The following is a 14,603-nucleotide window of genomic DNA, read 5'->3' on the forward strand; positions in this document are numbered from 1 at the left end:
GGGCTTCTCATGACCTTTTCCAGCATTTTTGCGCAGTTCGTTGCGCTCCTCGGCGGCATCGCTCTGCAATGGCGGAAGCTGACGGGCACCCAGCCCGCGCCCGCCTGGGGCCAGGCGCCCGCCATTCCCGAAGCCAAGCCGCAAGGCGCCATCCCGACCCTGAAGATGCCGACCGCGCGCGGCTGGAGCGAAGGGCAGAAGCCGACGGCCGCGCCCGGGCTCAAGGTCAACGCGTTCGCAATCGGGCTCGACCATCCGCGCTGGATCGACGTGCTGCCCAACGGCGACGTGCTGATCGCGGAATCGACGCAGGTCGCAGGTGCCCCGCGCAGCGTGTTTCACTACGCGATGCAGGCCACGATGCGGCGCGCCGCGGCGCTCGGCGTCTCCGCCAACCGCATCACGCTGCTCCGCGACAAGGACGGCGACGGCGTTGCCGAGCATCGCGGCGCCTTCATGGAGAATCTCAACCAGCCGTTCGGCATGGCGCTGGTCGGCGACACCTTCTATGTCGGCAACACCGACGGCGTGATGGCCTTTCCTTACGTCGCCAATGCCGACCACATCACCGCGCCGGGCAAGCGGCTCACCACCTTCAAGCCGAGCGGCCATTGGACGCGCAGCCTGCTGGCAAGCCCCGACGGCAAGAAGCTCTATGCCGGCGTCGGCTCGCTCAGCAACATCGCCGAGATGGGCATGGAGGTCGAGGAAGGCCGCGCCGCGGTCTACGAGCTCGACCTCGTCGCAGGCACGCACCGCATCTTCGGCGCCGGCCTGCGCAATCCGGTCGGCCTCGCCTGGGAGCCAACTACGGGCGTGCTGTGGACCGTCGTCAACGAGCGCGACGGGCTCGGTGACGAGACCCCGCCGGACTATCTGACCTCGGTGCGCGACGGCGGCTTCTACGGCTGGCCCTATTGCTACTGGGGCAAGACGGTGGACGATCGCGTGCCGCAGGATCCGGCGATGGTCGCCAAGGCGCTTCAACCCGACTATGCGCTCGGCGGCCACACCGCTTCGCTCGGCCTGTGCTGGGTGCCCGCGGGCACGCTGCCCGGTTTCCCCGACGGCATGGCGATTGGCCAGCACGGCTCGTGGAATCGCAGCACGCTCTCCGGCTACAAGCTGGTGTTCATCCCGTTCGAGAACGGCAAGCCTTCGGGCCCGGCGCGCGACATCCTGTCGGGCTTCCTGGCGCCGGACGAGAAGGAATCCTACGGCCGCCCGGTCGGCGTCGTGATCGGCCCCGACAAGAAGTCGCTGCTGATGGCCGACGACGTCGGCAACGTGATCTGGCGCGTGACGGGGGCGTAAGACGAAATATGTCGAGATAGGCGCCACGGGCTCCCTGCACCTCTCCCGCTTGCGGGAGAGGTCGGCGCGGAGCGCCGGGTGAGGGCTCTCACCTCTTGGGGGTTCTTCATTGTGGAGACACCCCCACCCCAGCCCTCCCCCGCAAGCGGGAGAGGGAGCGCACCGCCGTCTGGGCTAATCCAGTCTCAACCCATCACGTCCCGACGCAGAGCGTGGCGCGCTGCTTGCGCAGCAGCGCGATCACGGACAGTGCCGTGATCAGCCCGGTCTTGGGATTTTCGGACGGGATGTTCTCGATCGCCATCGAGAAGCGCGCGGAATCCGCCTCGACCTCGATGCGGTGAACGTTGCGCGTCACGGTCGGGTCGGCCCAGATCTGCACCTGGGTGCGGTCGGGTCCGACGCCGGCGAGCGACAGCGCGACCGCGACATTGAGATTGGCCGGAAAACCCTTGGCGGCCTCGCGCGCAGTGCCTTCGAACAGTTTCAGCGGCTCGCGCAGATTGTCGATATCGATATTGTGCTCGACGATGAACGGCGCGCCCTTCAGGCCGTCGATCGGCTTGCGCGTCACCATCTTCACCGAATGAATGGTGCCGATGGCCGCGGCGTTGACGGCATCGAGCCCGATCAGCGCGCCGGTCGGCACCATGATGCGGCCGCCATTGGCCCGCGCAAGATCGACGAGATCAAAATTGTCGAGCAATCCGCCAACGCTGACGACGACCGCGGCCTTGCCGCGCTTCACCGCGGGCTCGACGATCGCGCGCAGCTGGCTGCTCGGCGCGCATTCGACCACGATGTCGGCGGCCTCGCCGAGCTGGTCGATCGGCAGCACGGATGGCGGATGCCGCAGGCTATCGAGGAACGCCCGATGCTTCGCGGGATCGCGCACCGCCACGGCCGACAGCGTCAGTCCTTCGATGCCCTGATCGAGCGCGGTCGCGATCTTGGTGCCGATCGACCCCAGCCCTGCAATGGCAACCCGCAATTCGCTCGGCGCTTTCGTGTCGGTCATCGCATCACACCTTCTGTCCAGTCCATGTCATAGCTCCTCACGCCCCCCGCGCATAGCTGTTGAGGCGCGCCTCGAGCACCGACAGCATCGCGTCGCGGGCCGGGTCGCGCGAGCCGCGCAGCCATGCCGCGGCAAGAGGCAGCCGGCCGACGGGGCCGCTCTGCTTCGGCCGCAGCGATACGAAGCGCACGCCGGAGACCGCCATCCGCGTCGTCCAGCGCGGCACGATCGCGACCCCGAGCTTGGTTGCCACCAGATGGATGATGGTCTGCTTCTCGTCGGCGACCTGCACGATGCGCGGCGTCAGCCCGGCCTGCTCGAACAGTTTTATCGTGAGGTCATGGCTGTGCGGTCGCGAGCGGCGGTCCGGCACCAGCATCGGCTCGTCGGCGATCTGCGCCAGTGTGATCGACTTGCGTTCGGCGAGCGCGTGGCGCTGCGGGAATGCCACGATCGCGGTCTCATGGAGCAGATCGCGGAATTCGAGCCGCTTGTCCGCACTGTCCGGCGGGCGGACGAAGGCGAGATCGAGCGCGCCTGTCAGGATCTTTGGCAGCAGCCGGATCGTCTTGTCTTCGAGAAGCTGAACCGCGACCTCCGGATGCTTGTCGCGGAAGTCGCGCAAGAGTGGCGGCAACAGCCCAGCCGCCGCACTGTCGATGGCTCCGACCCGCAGCCGCCGCGCGGCACCCGCGCGCGAGCGGTTGCGCAAATTGCTCTCGACCGCCTCGACCCGGGCGAGGATGGCACGCGCATCGCGCAGCAGCGTCGCGCCGTCCTCGGTGAGCGCCACCGCGCGCGTCGTCCGTGCGAACAGCCGCGTGCCCAGGTCCTCCTCCAGCAGCCTGATCTGGCGGCCGAGCGCGGAGGGCAGCATCTGAAGCTGCTGTGCCGCGTGCCCGAAATGCAGCTGCTCGGCCGCCGCCACGAAGCATCGGAGCTGATGCAATTCCATTGAAGGTCCTCTCGTCTCGCCTAGGCAATCGCATGTTAGGATTTACACGAGGTCGTCATGCCCGGGCTTGTCCCGGGCATCCACGTTCGTTGTGCCGCAAGGAAGAGCGTGGATAGCCGGGACAAGCCCGGCCATGACGCTGTGGTGGCTTTAGTGCGTCCAACACTCATCTCTCTTGCGATGGCCGTGCGCTTCACCTTTCAAGGATTATATCATTTTTTTGTATAAACCAGCGCCAATTGAGTCCGCCTCGTAACCCCGCCTAGGCTCGCTGCCACACAACGAAAACCGGGAATCAGGGAGGCCGAGGTGGCGAGCGAGATTCAGACGCGCGTGCTGCGCAAGATCACGTGGCGGATCGTTCCCTTCATCATGCTGCTCTACTTCGTGGCCTTCATCGACCGCGTCAACATCGGCTTCGCCTCGCTGACGATGAACAAGGACATCGGCCTGTCGTCGACCGTCTACGGTTTCGGCGCCGGCATCTTCTTCTGGGGCTACTTCCTGTTCGAGGTGCCCTCCAATATCATCCTGCACAAGGTCGGCGCACGGATCTGGATCGCGCGGGTGATGATCACCTGGGGCATCGTCTCGGCCGCCATGGCCTTCGTGCAGGGCCCGACGTCGTTTTATGTGCTGCGCTTCCTGCTCGGCGTGGCCGAAGCCGGCTTCTTTCCCGGCATCATCCTCTATCTCTCCTACTGGTTCCCGGCGCGCCAGCGCGCCGCGGTGACCGCGCTGTTCATGGCGGCGGCGCCGCTCTCGACCGTGCTGGGCTCGCCGGTCTCCGGCGCGCTGCTGGAGATGGACGGCCTGCTCGGCTTCAAGGGCTGGCAATGGCTGTTCGTGCTCGAGGCGCTGCCGGCGGTGCTGCTCGGCTTCGTCGTGCTGGCATTCCTCACCGACCGCCCCGAGAAGGCAAAATGGCTCGCAGACGACGAGCGGCGCTGGCTGGTCGAGACCATGAATGCGGAGACCACCAGCAAGGCCGCAACCGCGAGCCACAGCGTCTGGCGCGGGCTGGCCGATCCGCGCGTGCTGGCGCTGTCGCTGATCTATTTCGGCACCTCGGCCGGCCTCTATACGCTCGGGGTCTGGGCGCCGCAGATCATCAAGCAGTTCGGCCTGTCCTCGCTCCAGGTCGGCTTCCTCAATGCGCTGCCGGCAACCGCCGCCGTCGTCGCCATGGTGCTGTGGGCGCGGCATTCGGACCGCACCGGCGAGCGCACCTGGCACGTCGTGCTGGCCTGCCTGCTCGCGGCCGCAGGCCTCGCCTATGCCGGCCTTGCCGCCGGCGTGGTCGCGGTGCTGGTCGCGCTCGCCCTCGTCAATATCGGCATCTCCTCGGCAAAGCCGCCGCTCTGGAGCATGCCGACGCTGTTCCTGTCCGGTCCTGCGGCAGCAGCCGGCATCGCCACCATCAACTCGATCGGCAATCTCGGCGGCTTCGTCGGGCCGGCCATGATCGGCTGGATCAAGGACCAGACCGGCAGCTTCGTCGGCGGGCTCTATTTCGTGAGCGGCCTGCTCGTTCTCTCCGCGGTCCTGACCCTGCTATTGTCGCGCGCGCAGACCGCACGCGTCGAACCCGTCACGCAATCCCACTGACATCCCAAACGGAGCATCTTCATGCGCACCCATTCGATCGCAGCCATTCCCGCCGATGGCATCGGCCCCGAGGTCATCTCAGCCGGGGTACGCGTGCTGGAGGCACTTGCAAAACGCAGCGGCGACCTCGCCTTCACCATCAAGACCTTCGACTGGGGCTCGGACTATTACAAGAAGCACGGCGTGATGATGCCGGCCGACGGCCTCACCGAGCTGAAGAAGTTCGACGCGATCTATTTCGGCGCGGTCGGCGCGCCCGACGTGCCCGATCACATCACGCTGTGGGGCCTGCGGCTGCCGATCTGCCAGGGCTTTGACCAATACGCCAATGTGCGGCCGACCAAGATCCTGCCCGGCGTCGCCTCGCCGCTGCGCAATGTCGGCGTCGGCGATCTCGACTGGGTGATCGTGCGCGAGAACTCGGAAGGCGAATATGCCGGCATGGGCGGCCGCGCCCACAAGGGCCTCCCCGAGGAGGTCGGCACCGAGGTCGCGGTGTTCACCCGCGTCGGCGTCACCCGGATCATGCGCTACGCGTTCCAGCTCGCGCAGTCGCGCCCGCGCAAATTCCTGACCGTCGTGACGAAGTCGAACGCGCAGCGCCATGGCATGGTGATGTGGGACGAGATCGCGGCCGAGGTCGCGACCGAATTCCCCGACGTCACCTGGGACAAGATGCTGGTCGATGCCATGACCGTGCGCATGACGCTGCATCCGAAGAGCCTCGACACCATCGTGGCGACCAATCTGCACGCCGACATCCTCTCCGACCTCGCCGGCGCGCTGGCGGGAAGCCTCGGGGTGGCGCCGACCGGCAACATCGATCCGCAGCGCCGCTTTCCCTCGATGTTCGAGCCGATCCACGGCTCGGCCTTCGACATCACCGGCAAGGGCATCGCCAACCCGGTCGCGACGTTCTGGACCGGTGCGCAGATGCTCGAGCATCTCGGCGAGAAGGACGCCGCGGTGCGGCTGATGAAGGCTGTCGAACGGGTCTGCGCGGCCGGCGTGCTGACGCCCGACGTCGGCGGCAAGGCGACGACGAAAGAGGTGACCGACGCCGTGATCGACGCCATCCACGGCTCGAACGTGTAGCAGGTGCTAAAGAGCAGGCGATCGGAGGGACATTCGGTGCCGGACCGGGAGGCTCGGCGCGAGGAGCGTCGAGCCCCTCGAAGTCACCAACAACGATGCGATGTCCAGTGGACCAGTCCTGCAGTTCACTGCACGCCACGGCGGGCGAACTCGTCGCCGACCTTGGCCTCGATGACCCTTGCTGCCGAGACGTCGCGGTCGCCGCCGGCTTTGTCACCCTGCCTGAGCTTGGCCAGTCCGCGCCCATAGAGCGCGCTGGCCAAGTTTGGCGCCACGCGCAACGCCGAATTGTAATCGTCAATGGCGGCGGCGAGTTGGCCCATCTTCAGATGGATCAGCGCACGTGAGTCGTATGTCGCGGCATCGTTCAATCCCGACCGAATCGCCCTGTCGCAGTCGTCGAGCCCGGCCTGCAGATCGCCGATGACCGCCCGGGTCCAGCAGCGTCCGCTCCATGCCAGCGTCATATCCGGATCGAGGCGGATAGCCTCGCCGAAATCCCGTGCGGCCCGATCATACTGGTTCAATTTCAGGTAGGCCTCCGCGCGGTTGGCGAAGGCGCTGCCATAACCGGGGTTGAGCTTGATGGCCTCATCGAAGGCCTTGATCGCGTCATCATATGCGCCCTTCTTCAGATAGGCCACGCCGCGATTATTCACCGGCTTGACGTAACCTGATGCGAGCTCGATCGCCCGATCGAAATCGCCGATCGCACGGTCGTAGTCCGCTGTCGCGACATAAGCGTTGCCGCGATTGTTGTAGGCCAGAGCCAGCGCGTCCGCTCTGATATCACCCGAATTGATCAGCGCCGTACAGCTGGTGATGCGGGCTTGCGCCGGGATGCGGTCCGCACCGTTGCACTGCTCGATACCGCCAAGACGGTTGCTTTTCTGCTGCGCCACCGCCGGCGAGCCGAGCAGCAGCAACACGAGCACAAGCGCTGCGCTATCGATGATGGCGGCCCTCATGGTCATGTCCGTGTCAGGCCTCGCTGAAGTTGACGGAACACCACCTCGGATGTTTCGCATGCCGCGACAGGGAGGGGAGACGATGCTCGCCCGAATACCGCTTCAGCATCCCCGGCAGATATTCAGCCTCGGACCGGCCTCCTGTTCGGGCTGCCGCGCCGCGGCCGTGACGCGCCTCTTGAGCAGCTTGCTCTTGCCCTCTTCGATGAGAGTCGAAAACTTGACCGTGCCGTCATCCGACACTTCGACGTGCGGCGTGGTCCCCCGGATTCCCATCGTTGCAACGGGCGTGTCGACCTTCATATCGCCGGTCTTCGCGACCTGGCCGGCGACAAAGGTGGCTGTCCCCCTGGTGAGATTGAAAAACGTCGAGTTGGACTTGCCATCGGGCTCGTACAGATACTCATCCAGAGTCATCCGCGCGTTGCTCGACAGATTGAACGACGAACCATCATTGAAGTTGATGCTGACCCGGCTGTCCGCTTCGGTTCGCACTACGTCGCGCAGATACACGACATCGCCGGCCTTGGCTGGAGCGGCTTGACCGGGAAGGTTCACCTGGACGAGGACCGCACCTGCGTGCTCGATCGTGACCGAACCCGTGACGGCCATGACCTTTCCGATCGGTTTCGGCGCCACATCCTGAAGGCCGGGCTTCAAGGGACTGACTTGAGCCTGCACCGGCTCGGCAAGAACACTCGCGCCTGCCAAAACGAAACCAGCCACCAAAGCTGCAATCCTGTGCCTGCACATGACCCGCCCTTTCCGAGAAGATCTTGCTCGCGTACCCGCTTGATTGGCCCTGGACGCCCGGCTAGGCCCGCACGTCGTGCATTGCGAGCATCTACGACCTGAATCGCGCCCGACCAACCCTCCAAAGGGGGTACCTCATTTTTGCCTTCGATGTCAGCTCCAAGCCGTTTGCCTCGCCACCGGAACTGCGCCACATTTCGCGCGGCTCAGTCGTCGGCTATTCCTGAGAGACAATCTACGTTCGCGTCCAGACGCGGTATCTCGCGCGAACTGTCATCGTCTTCTACACCCATAGAGTCTTGGCTACACCCATAGAGATCTTTTTTCATCAGACGTTTTCGGCGTGCAGGCCTGGGTTGCCAACGCCAATATCTGCCCCGGCGGCGTAGGCAAAATCGACAAGAAGACCGCGGCACCGCGCTGAGCCCGAGTTAATCGGCATGCGAGGCCAAAACAATGTTAGTCGCTCTGGGCGTTGCCCCCCGGGATGGGGCTGTTACGGCTCTGCCTCTCCAGATCATCGGCATGGTTCAGACAGCGCTTGGTTGCGCTGCTCTTAGGCGCGATGGCGGCGCGGCGACTCAGGTCAGCTCTGGGGACCTTGTCTGTCGTGGTGACGTAATCGAAACTGCCGCGGATGGGCAGGTCGCAATTCGGCTTCTCGACGACACCGTATTCAATATCTCCAGCCGAGCTTGCATTGAGCTGCGCGAATTTGCCTGCGAGTCCGACGGCGCGTCGCGTTCGACCGTCGTTGCGCTCAGCAGCGGACGCTTTGCTTTCGCGACCGGCCGGCTGGCCAACAGCGGTACCCTGACGGTCGACACGCCCATTGGAAGCGTTCGCAGCCGCTCCCATGCCAGTGGATACGGCATCCTGACGCTTGCGGCGCTGACTTTTTCCATGATGAAGGACGCCCTCGCCGCAGACCCGGACGCCACGTTTCTGGATGAGGACAAGATCACTTACAAGCACCTGCAGCACGGCGCCTTCGAACTCATCACCAAGGAGCCGGTGCCGCGACACATCATCGTCGAAGATCCAGGCGAGACAATCGTCCTGCACAGGATCGGCTCCTCGGTCAGCGTGAACCAGGTTACCAACAGTGCCGCGCGAATGGAGGAGTTGCAGGCGGCTCAACGCGACGTGCTCGCAAATCTTGCGCGGGGCCCAACAGGATCGAGCACGCCGCCTTTCGGCGATTCGCTTTCGCTGCAGCACATCAATTTCACGTCGGAAGACGCGACCGCGCCGTTGAAGCTGGCTCCGCCGCTGCCGCTGTTCGAGCTCCCCCTTATTGAGCGGCCGCCGCCGATACTGAGCGTGACGGCCGGGCCAGTCGAGATCGACACGATCAGGTTCGACGAGTTCACCGCGACAAGCGGTACCTTCACCGCCAGCAGCCCGTTCAATACGCCATTGACCTTCGGTCTCAGCGGCGGGACGGCCGGCAACACGGTCCTGAACGGCGTGACATACGATCTCGCGCAGACCGGTCCGTTTGGCACCCTTCATCTCAATAGCACGTCCGGCGCCTACATTTTTGYTCCGAACGGCGCTGCTATCAATGCCCTGTCGTCGCCGACGACCACGAGCTTCGTCATCACGGTCTCGGACGGCGGGCTCTCGACAAGCCAGGCCTTCACCATCACCATCAACGGCGTCAACGACACTGCCACGATCTCAGGCAACGCCAGCGGCACGGTGGTGGAAGCGGGCGGCGTCGCCAATGCGGCGCCCGGCACGCCGACCGCGACCGGCACGCTCACAGACACGGATGTCGACAACCCGCCCAACACGTTCACGGCGATCAGCTCGCCGGCCAGGAGCACGGGCGGCTACGGCAGTTTCACGATGACGGCCGGCGGCGTATGGACCTACACGCTCGACGACAGCAACAGCACAGTACAGGCCTTGCGCGCCGGCGATACCCTGACCGATACCCTGACGGTGACCAGCATCGACGGCACCCCGCAAGTCGTGACGGTCACGATCCTGGGCAGCAACGACGCCGCCGTCGTCTCCGGCACCGCGACCGGTTCAGTCGTCGAGGCGGGCGGCGCTTCGCCCGGCACGCCCGTCGCAACCGGCAGGCTTGTCGACGCGGATTTCGACAACCCGTCCAACACGTTCGTGGCGGTCGGCGCGCCGACGGCAAGCGCGCATGGCTATGGCAGCTTCACGATCACCGCGGCCGGCGAGTGGACCTATGCACTCGACAATGCCAACGCCGCGGTTCAGGCGCTCAACACCGGCGGCACGCTGACCGACAGCTTCACGGTGACCACGGCGGACGGCACGGCACAGGCGGTGACGATCACCATCAACGGCAGCAACGATGCGGCCGTCATTTCCGGAACGGCGACCGGATCGGTGATCGAGGCCGGAGGTAAGGCCAATGCGACGCCTGGCACGCCGACTGCGACCGGCACGTTGACCGATACCGATCCTGACAATGCGTCCAACACCTTCACCCCGGTGAGCACGCCAAGGACGAGCGCGGGCGGCTTCGGGACCTTCACGATGACGGCGCTGGGCACCTGGGCTTACACGCTCGACAACACCAACAGCACGGTGCAAGCCCTCAATGTCGGGGATGCCCGGACCGATCAGTTCACCGTGACGACCGTCGACGGCACGCCGCAGGTGGTGACAATCACGATCAAGGGCACGAATGACGCCGCCGTCATTTCCGGAGCCACGACGGGCTCGGTGCTCGAAGCCGGCGGCATCTCCTCTGGTATCCCGTTCGCGACCGGCGCGCTCGCCGATAGCGACGTCGACAATCCAGCCAACACCTTCACGGCCGTGACATCGCGCACTGCGAGCGACGGCGGCTACGGCGCCTTCACGATGACCGCGTCCGGCGTATGGACCTATACGCTCGACAACAACAACGGCGTGGTGGACGCACTCGATGTCGGCGATACGCTCACCGATCACTTCACGGTAACGACCATCGACGGCACCACCCAGGAGGTGACGATCTCCATCCACGGCGCCAGCGATGCCGACCCCAACGACTTCGACAATCTGGCAACAGGAGCCACCGTCGTATCCGATCCCCCGTTTGTCTACGGCACGCCTGGAGGCGACAGCATCGCCGGCGGCGGCAACGTTCCCCAAACGATCTACGGAGGCGCCGGTGAGGACACCCTCAACGGCACCGGCGTGAACGACACTATCTTTGGCGGATCGGGCAACGATGCGATCAAGGGCAACAACGGGGATGACCTCATCTACGGCGGCTCCGGACGGGACAATATCGACGGCAGCAACGGCAGCGACACCATCATCGGGGGGCTCGGTGCGGACAAGCTCACGGGCGGCAATGGCGATGATGTCTTCGCTTATCTGTCGGCGGCAGATTCCAGTGCAGGCCGGTTCGATACGATCACTGATTTCAGATCGGGAGCCGACAGGATCGATCTGACGGCCATCGGCGCGCTCGGATTCGTGATCCTGGCATTGACCGCGTCAAGCACGTCCGTGCCGGCTCACACCATCGCCTGGATCTACGACAGCTCAGCCAATGAAACCATCGTGTATGTCAATCCGACCGATCAAACTCTCCAGATCGGCGATTCCAGCCTGCTGGAAGTTCATCTCCAGGGTGTCGCGTCCATCGATTCATCGGATTTCGTCGTGGACCAAGCCGCGGCGCCGGCGCAGGCTGTGAGCGACACCATCGATCCAACCGTGGCAGTGCAAGGCGACACGGCCTCCGTTACGATCAGCACCTCGGAGGTCGCCGCCAGCACGACGGACAGTAGCAGCCCCCTCTCCTTCGACGGAGGCTCGACCGCTCAAACGGTGGATGTGAGCTATCGCCTCGATGCCGATCAAACTCGGAGCAGGTGGATCGACGAGACCACCTCTTCCACCCGGGACGAAACTACGACGCAAGCCACGAGCCCGGAGCCGGCCAGCGTTTCGCTATCGATGGACTCCTTCAAATTTATGTTCGAAGACACCGCGATCAACCACAGCACCCATTTGATCGGAATTGGCGCGGGCGGCACCGCGGAGGAAAGTCATCCCGTGTTGGATGTCTCTTTCATCGTGCCGGATGCGCTTCTTGCGACCGACCAACATTCCAGTCATGGCAAGGCCGCGGAGGCTCCCGGTCATGCGCGCGCTGCCGATAGCGGAAGTGGGCTTGATGCCGCCCCCCCGAAAGGCCTCGGGAACGGCGGCAGCGCTCATTCGAATCCTCCGCAAGCCAGCGAACACGGTCATGCTTCAGCTGAGGCGCACGACGGGCCTCATTCTCAACCGCATTCTGCGGCTGATGGCGCGCCCGGCTCACACGGAAACTCGCAGGCAGATCCGCACGGGCTGGGCGATTCCTTCAAATTCCTGAAGCCGGCGATCGAGAGATCGACCATCGCATTCGCGGACGATGTCCCATCGCCGCTCGATCATCACGACCACGCCACAAAAGCCGGCGGACATGGTGATGCCGCGCAAGACGCCGAGGTTTCGCCAATGCACCATGGCACTCACGATATCGGCGGTTCAGTCGAGCCCCATGTTGCGCACGATTTGATCGTGTGAGCTTGGTCGGGCGGCCTACCGCCGGTTCGGCGTCACCATCGCGGCCGCTGGCTCGGGCGGCGTCAGGTGGCGCGGCACGATGATGGACTGGCCGGGGGTGAGCGGTGCGTTCTCCGGCAGCGAGTTGCTCTGCGCGAGCGACCACAGCGGCACGCGATTGGCCGCGGCGATGCTTTCCATGGTGTCACCCCGGCGCACCGGAAGCCGCACGCCGCTATCCCACAATTCGACCAGCGTATCCCCGGGCACGCGGTAGCGCAGCGGCACGGCATCGACCTGGGCCTGAATCCGCGGCAACTGCGTCACCATGTCGATAATCTGGCGATGGATGTCGTCGGACTTCTCGATGTTGATGTGGGTGACCCGCGAGTTCTGCTTCAGGTCGTAGCTCGCATAGTGGCCGCGAAAGCCGGGCACCGCCACCACATCGCCGCCGCCGAGCACGGTGTCGGAAAGGAAGATGTTGATGAAGCGCTCGACATTGAGCGGCACGTCGCCGGTCGCATGCGCGGGATCGATGGTGATGACGAGGCTGATCGGGATGTTCTCCTTGGCTGCCATCTCGGAGATCACGACCGAGCACAGCCCGCCCATCGAATGCCCGATCAGCACGATCGGCGCCGGCGACTCCTTGTAGCTGGAGATGGCACGATCGCCGATCCATCGGCAGATGGTGAATTCGTAGACGTCGGCCGAAAATCCGGCCTGCGTCAGTTTCTCGCTGAGCCGGTCCATGCCGGTCGAGAAGATCGGCCCCATGGCGCCACGGAACAGGTAGATTTTCGGCGGCGGCAGCGGCTCGGCCGGTGGAGGCGGCGGAGCGGCGGTCGCGACCGCGGCGGGCTTCGTCTTGGCAGGTGACGCCGCGGCCATGCCGGGGCTCAAGGCGAGCAGCGCCACCGCTGCCAGCACGACCAGTCGCCTCAAATCAACCATCAGTCCCACCACGGAAGGCAGAGGCCTCCCCCAAGGCGCTTAGTGACCACCGATTGGGAGGAATTTGGGGCACGGAACCGGGCCGGTGACGCCCGTCGGCGGAGGCGTCCGTTCCGACCGCCCTCGTATCGAGGCATCACTTGAACGGAACCCATGGTCCGGCTTCGCAGGCCTCGGAAATCACCGAACTCTGGATCCCCTTGAAGTCGTCATTGTCGAAAAACACCGAATAAGCGGCTCCGTCCGCTGACGGGTCGCTCCGCCTCACGCAGACAAAGTACGATCCCGGCCCGTGGTCGGTACGACGGACGGCGGATGTCTCGAGTCCGCCGGTCAGCTTGGCTGCGGTCGCGCCTTTCCTGACGCCCTCCTTCACGGCCTGGGCGCTGGGCGGCTGTGCCGGACGATAGGTGTGGGGGATATCCGGGGTCGACGCGCACGCCGCCAGCAACAGCGTCAGGATAGCGGCCAAGACCTGCAGGGATCGGCGGCCAAGGGCGAGCCTTCGCGGCCGGTAATGCGTCCAAATCATTGCGTGAGCGTCGGCCCTGGATTCAGCTCGGGCGCTGGTGCCGGAGCCGGATTGTCCTTGGCACCGGAATCCGTCCAGGCGGGCGGCAGGCCGAGTCCCTGCCCCGCAAAGCCCGTGATTCCCGGAAACCGCCCGAACGCTTCGCACGCGACATATTTCGGCGCGCCGCCGAACCGCACGGGAATGCTTTCGATGGGAGGCAGCGCGGGCACACCGCCGAACGGAGATTCTCCGGTCACAACCAGCTTGGCGAAATCGGCGCCGAAATCGGCCGCGAGATCGTATGCATCGCCCTCGTTGGCGACCCGCGGAGAGTTCGAGAAGGAATTGGCGCTGCGCCCCCAGACCATGGCCGCCTTCTGAAATCCGGCGAAGTCGCGCGCCTCCGCCTCGACCGACAGGCTGCCGAGCCCGACCGGAAGCCTCGGTACCGGCACAGGCACGGCGGGAAGGGCTACGGTCTTGGCGATCGACAGGGCTTTCGAAGCGCCGGAGGCGGTCGGGCTGGTCGGCGTGGCATGAGTGACCGTCGCCTGCACCGTGAGATCCGCGTCGTCGTCCGTGGACACGATGCGGAAGCGTTCGCTCAAGCGCAGACACAGTTCGCGGCTGATGGCGTTCGCCACCAGACGCCGTTCCTTTTCATTCAAAGGGACATCGCTGCGTGCGGGAAAGACGGTCGATGCAATCCGGACCGTCTTCGCCGCCAGCACGTCCTTCTTGTTCACGCGTATCTGGGATTTCGTGATCAGCCCGTTGGCGTCCGACATCCGGTCGTAGCTCCTGAGCGTGCCGCCGCGTTCGAGCGGCGCGGTCGCGCATCCACCGCCCGCAAGCGTGACGCACATCAGGGCCGCCCATCTGACG

General features: G+C 65.1%; 11 protein-coding genes. 4 read left to right on the forward strand and 7 right to left on the reverse strand.

Annotation, left to right across the window (positions count from 1 at the left end):
- The first annotated feature begins 9 nt into the window (after window positions 1-9).
- Window positions 10-1,314, forward strand: coding sequence for a PQQ-dependent sugar dehydrogenase (locus ACXJMY_RS33210; protein ID WP_456623567.1), 1,305 nt, complete (start codon window positions 10-12; stop codon window positions 1,312-1,314).
- Between the two features lie 193 nt (window positions 1,315-1,507).
- Here ACXJMY_RS33210 and ACXJMY_RS33215 read toward each other — a convergent pair whose 3' ends face one another.
- Window positions 1,508-2,332, reverse strand: a complete 825-nt coding sequence (locus ACXJMY_RS33215; protein WP_456623568.1) for an aspartate dehydrogenase — start codon at window positions 2,330-2,332, stop codon at window positions 1,508-1,510.
- A gap of 37 nt (window positions 2,333-2,369) precedes the next feature.
- Complete coding sequence (locus ACXJMY_RS33220) at window positions 2,370-3,287, reverse strand: LysR substrate-binding domain-containing protein (protein ID WP_456623569.1); 918 nt, start codon at window positions 3,285-3,287, stop codon at window positions 2,370-2,372.
- A gap of 309 nt (window positions 3,288-3,596) precedes the next feature.
- On the opposite strand from ACXJMY_RS33220, the gene ACXJMY_RS33225 reads away from it, so the two are divergent.
- Both ACXJMY_RS33225 and ACXJMY_RS33230 read left to right on the forward strand, forming a co-directional pair.
- Window positions 3,597-4,895 (forward strand): MFS transporter, encoded by a 1,299-nt coding sequence (locus tag ACXJMY_RS33225; RefSeq protein ID WP_456623570.1) that lies wholly within the window; start codon window positions 3,597-3,599, stop codon window positions 4,893-4,895.
- 21 nt (window positions 4,896-4,916) lie between these two features.
- Window positions 4,917-5,990 carry a tartrate dehydrogenase gene (locus ACXJMY_RS33230; protein WP_456623571.1) on the forward strand — a complete coding sequence of 358 codons (1,074 nt, stop codon included), beginning with the start codon at window positions 4,917-4,919 and terminating at the stop codon, window positions 5,988-5,990.
- 125 nt (window positions 5,991-6,115) lie between these two features.
- Here the strand turns inward: ACXJMY_RS33230 and ACXJMY_RS33235 are convergent, their stop codons facing one another.
- Both ACXJMY_RS33235 and ACXJMY_RS33240 read right to left on the reverse strand, forming a co-directional pair.
- Window positions 6,116-6,958 carry a tetratricopeptide repeat protein gene (locus tag ACXJMY_RS33235; RefSeq protein ID WP_456623572.1) on the reverse strand — a complete coding sequence of 281 codons (843 nt, stop codon included), beginning with the start codon at window positions 6,956-6,958 and terminating at the stop codon, window positions 6,116-6,118.
- 102 nt (window positions 6,959-7,060) lie between these two features.
- A complete protein-coding gene (locus ACXJMY_RS33240) occupies window positions 7,061-7,684 on the reverse strand; it encodes a FecR family protein (protein ID WP_456623573.1) in 624 nt (207 codons plus the stop codon).
- A gap of 552 nt (window positions 7,685-8,236) precedes the next feature.
- Between ACXJMY_RS33240 and ACXJMY_RS33245 the strand changes: the two genes are divergently transcribed.
- A complete protein-coding gene (locus ACXJMY_RS33245; RefSeq protein ID WP_456623574.1) occupies window positions 8,237-12,268 on the forward strand; it encodes a VCBS domain-containing protein in 4,032 nt (1,343 codons plus the stop codon).
- A 15-nt stretch (window positions 12,269-12,283) separates the two neighbouring features.
- Here the strand turns inward: ACXJMY_RS33245 and ACXJMY_RS33250 are convergent, their stop codons facing one another.
- The 3 genes from ACXJMY_RS33250 to ACXJMY_RS33260 all read right to left on the reverse strand — a co-directional run bounded on the left by ACXJMY_RS33250 (window position 12,284) and on the right by ACXJMY_RS33260 (window position 14,584).
- Entirely contained in the window at window positions 12,284-13,204 is a 921-nt protein-coding gene (locus ACXJMY_RS33250; protein ID WP_456623575.1) for a LysM peptidoglycan-binding domain-containing protein, read from the reverse strand.
- Window positions 13,205-13,340: 136 nt separating this feature from the next.
- Window positions 13,341-13,676 (reverse strand): hypothetical protein, encoded by a 336-nt coding sequence (locus ACXJMY_RS33255; protein WP_456623576.1) that lies wholly within the window; start codon window positions 13,674-13,676, stop codon window positions 13,341-13,343.
- A 56-nt stretch (window positions 13,677-13,732) separates the two neighbouring features.
- Window positions 13,733-14,584, reverse strand: a complete 852-nt coding sequence (locus tag ACXJMY_RS33260; RefSeq protein ID WP_456623580.1) for a DUF3313 domain-containing protein — start codon at window positions 14,582-14,584, stop codon at window positions 13,733-13,735.
- Window positions 14,585-14,603: the final 19 nt, after the last annotated feature.

Source organism: Bradyrhizobium sp. P5_C12 (assembly GCF_054049735.1).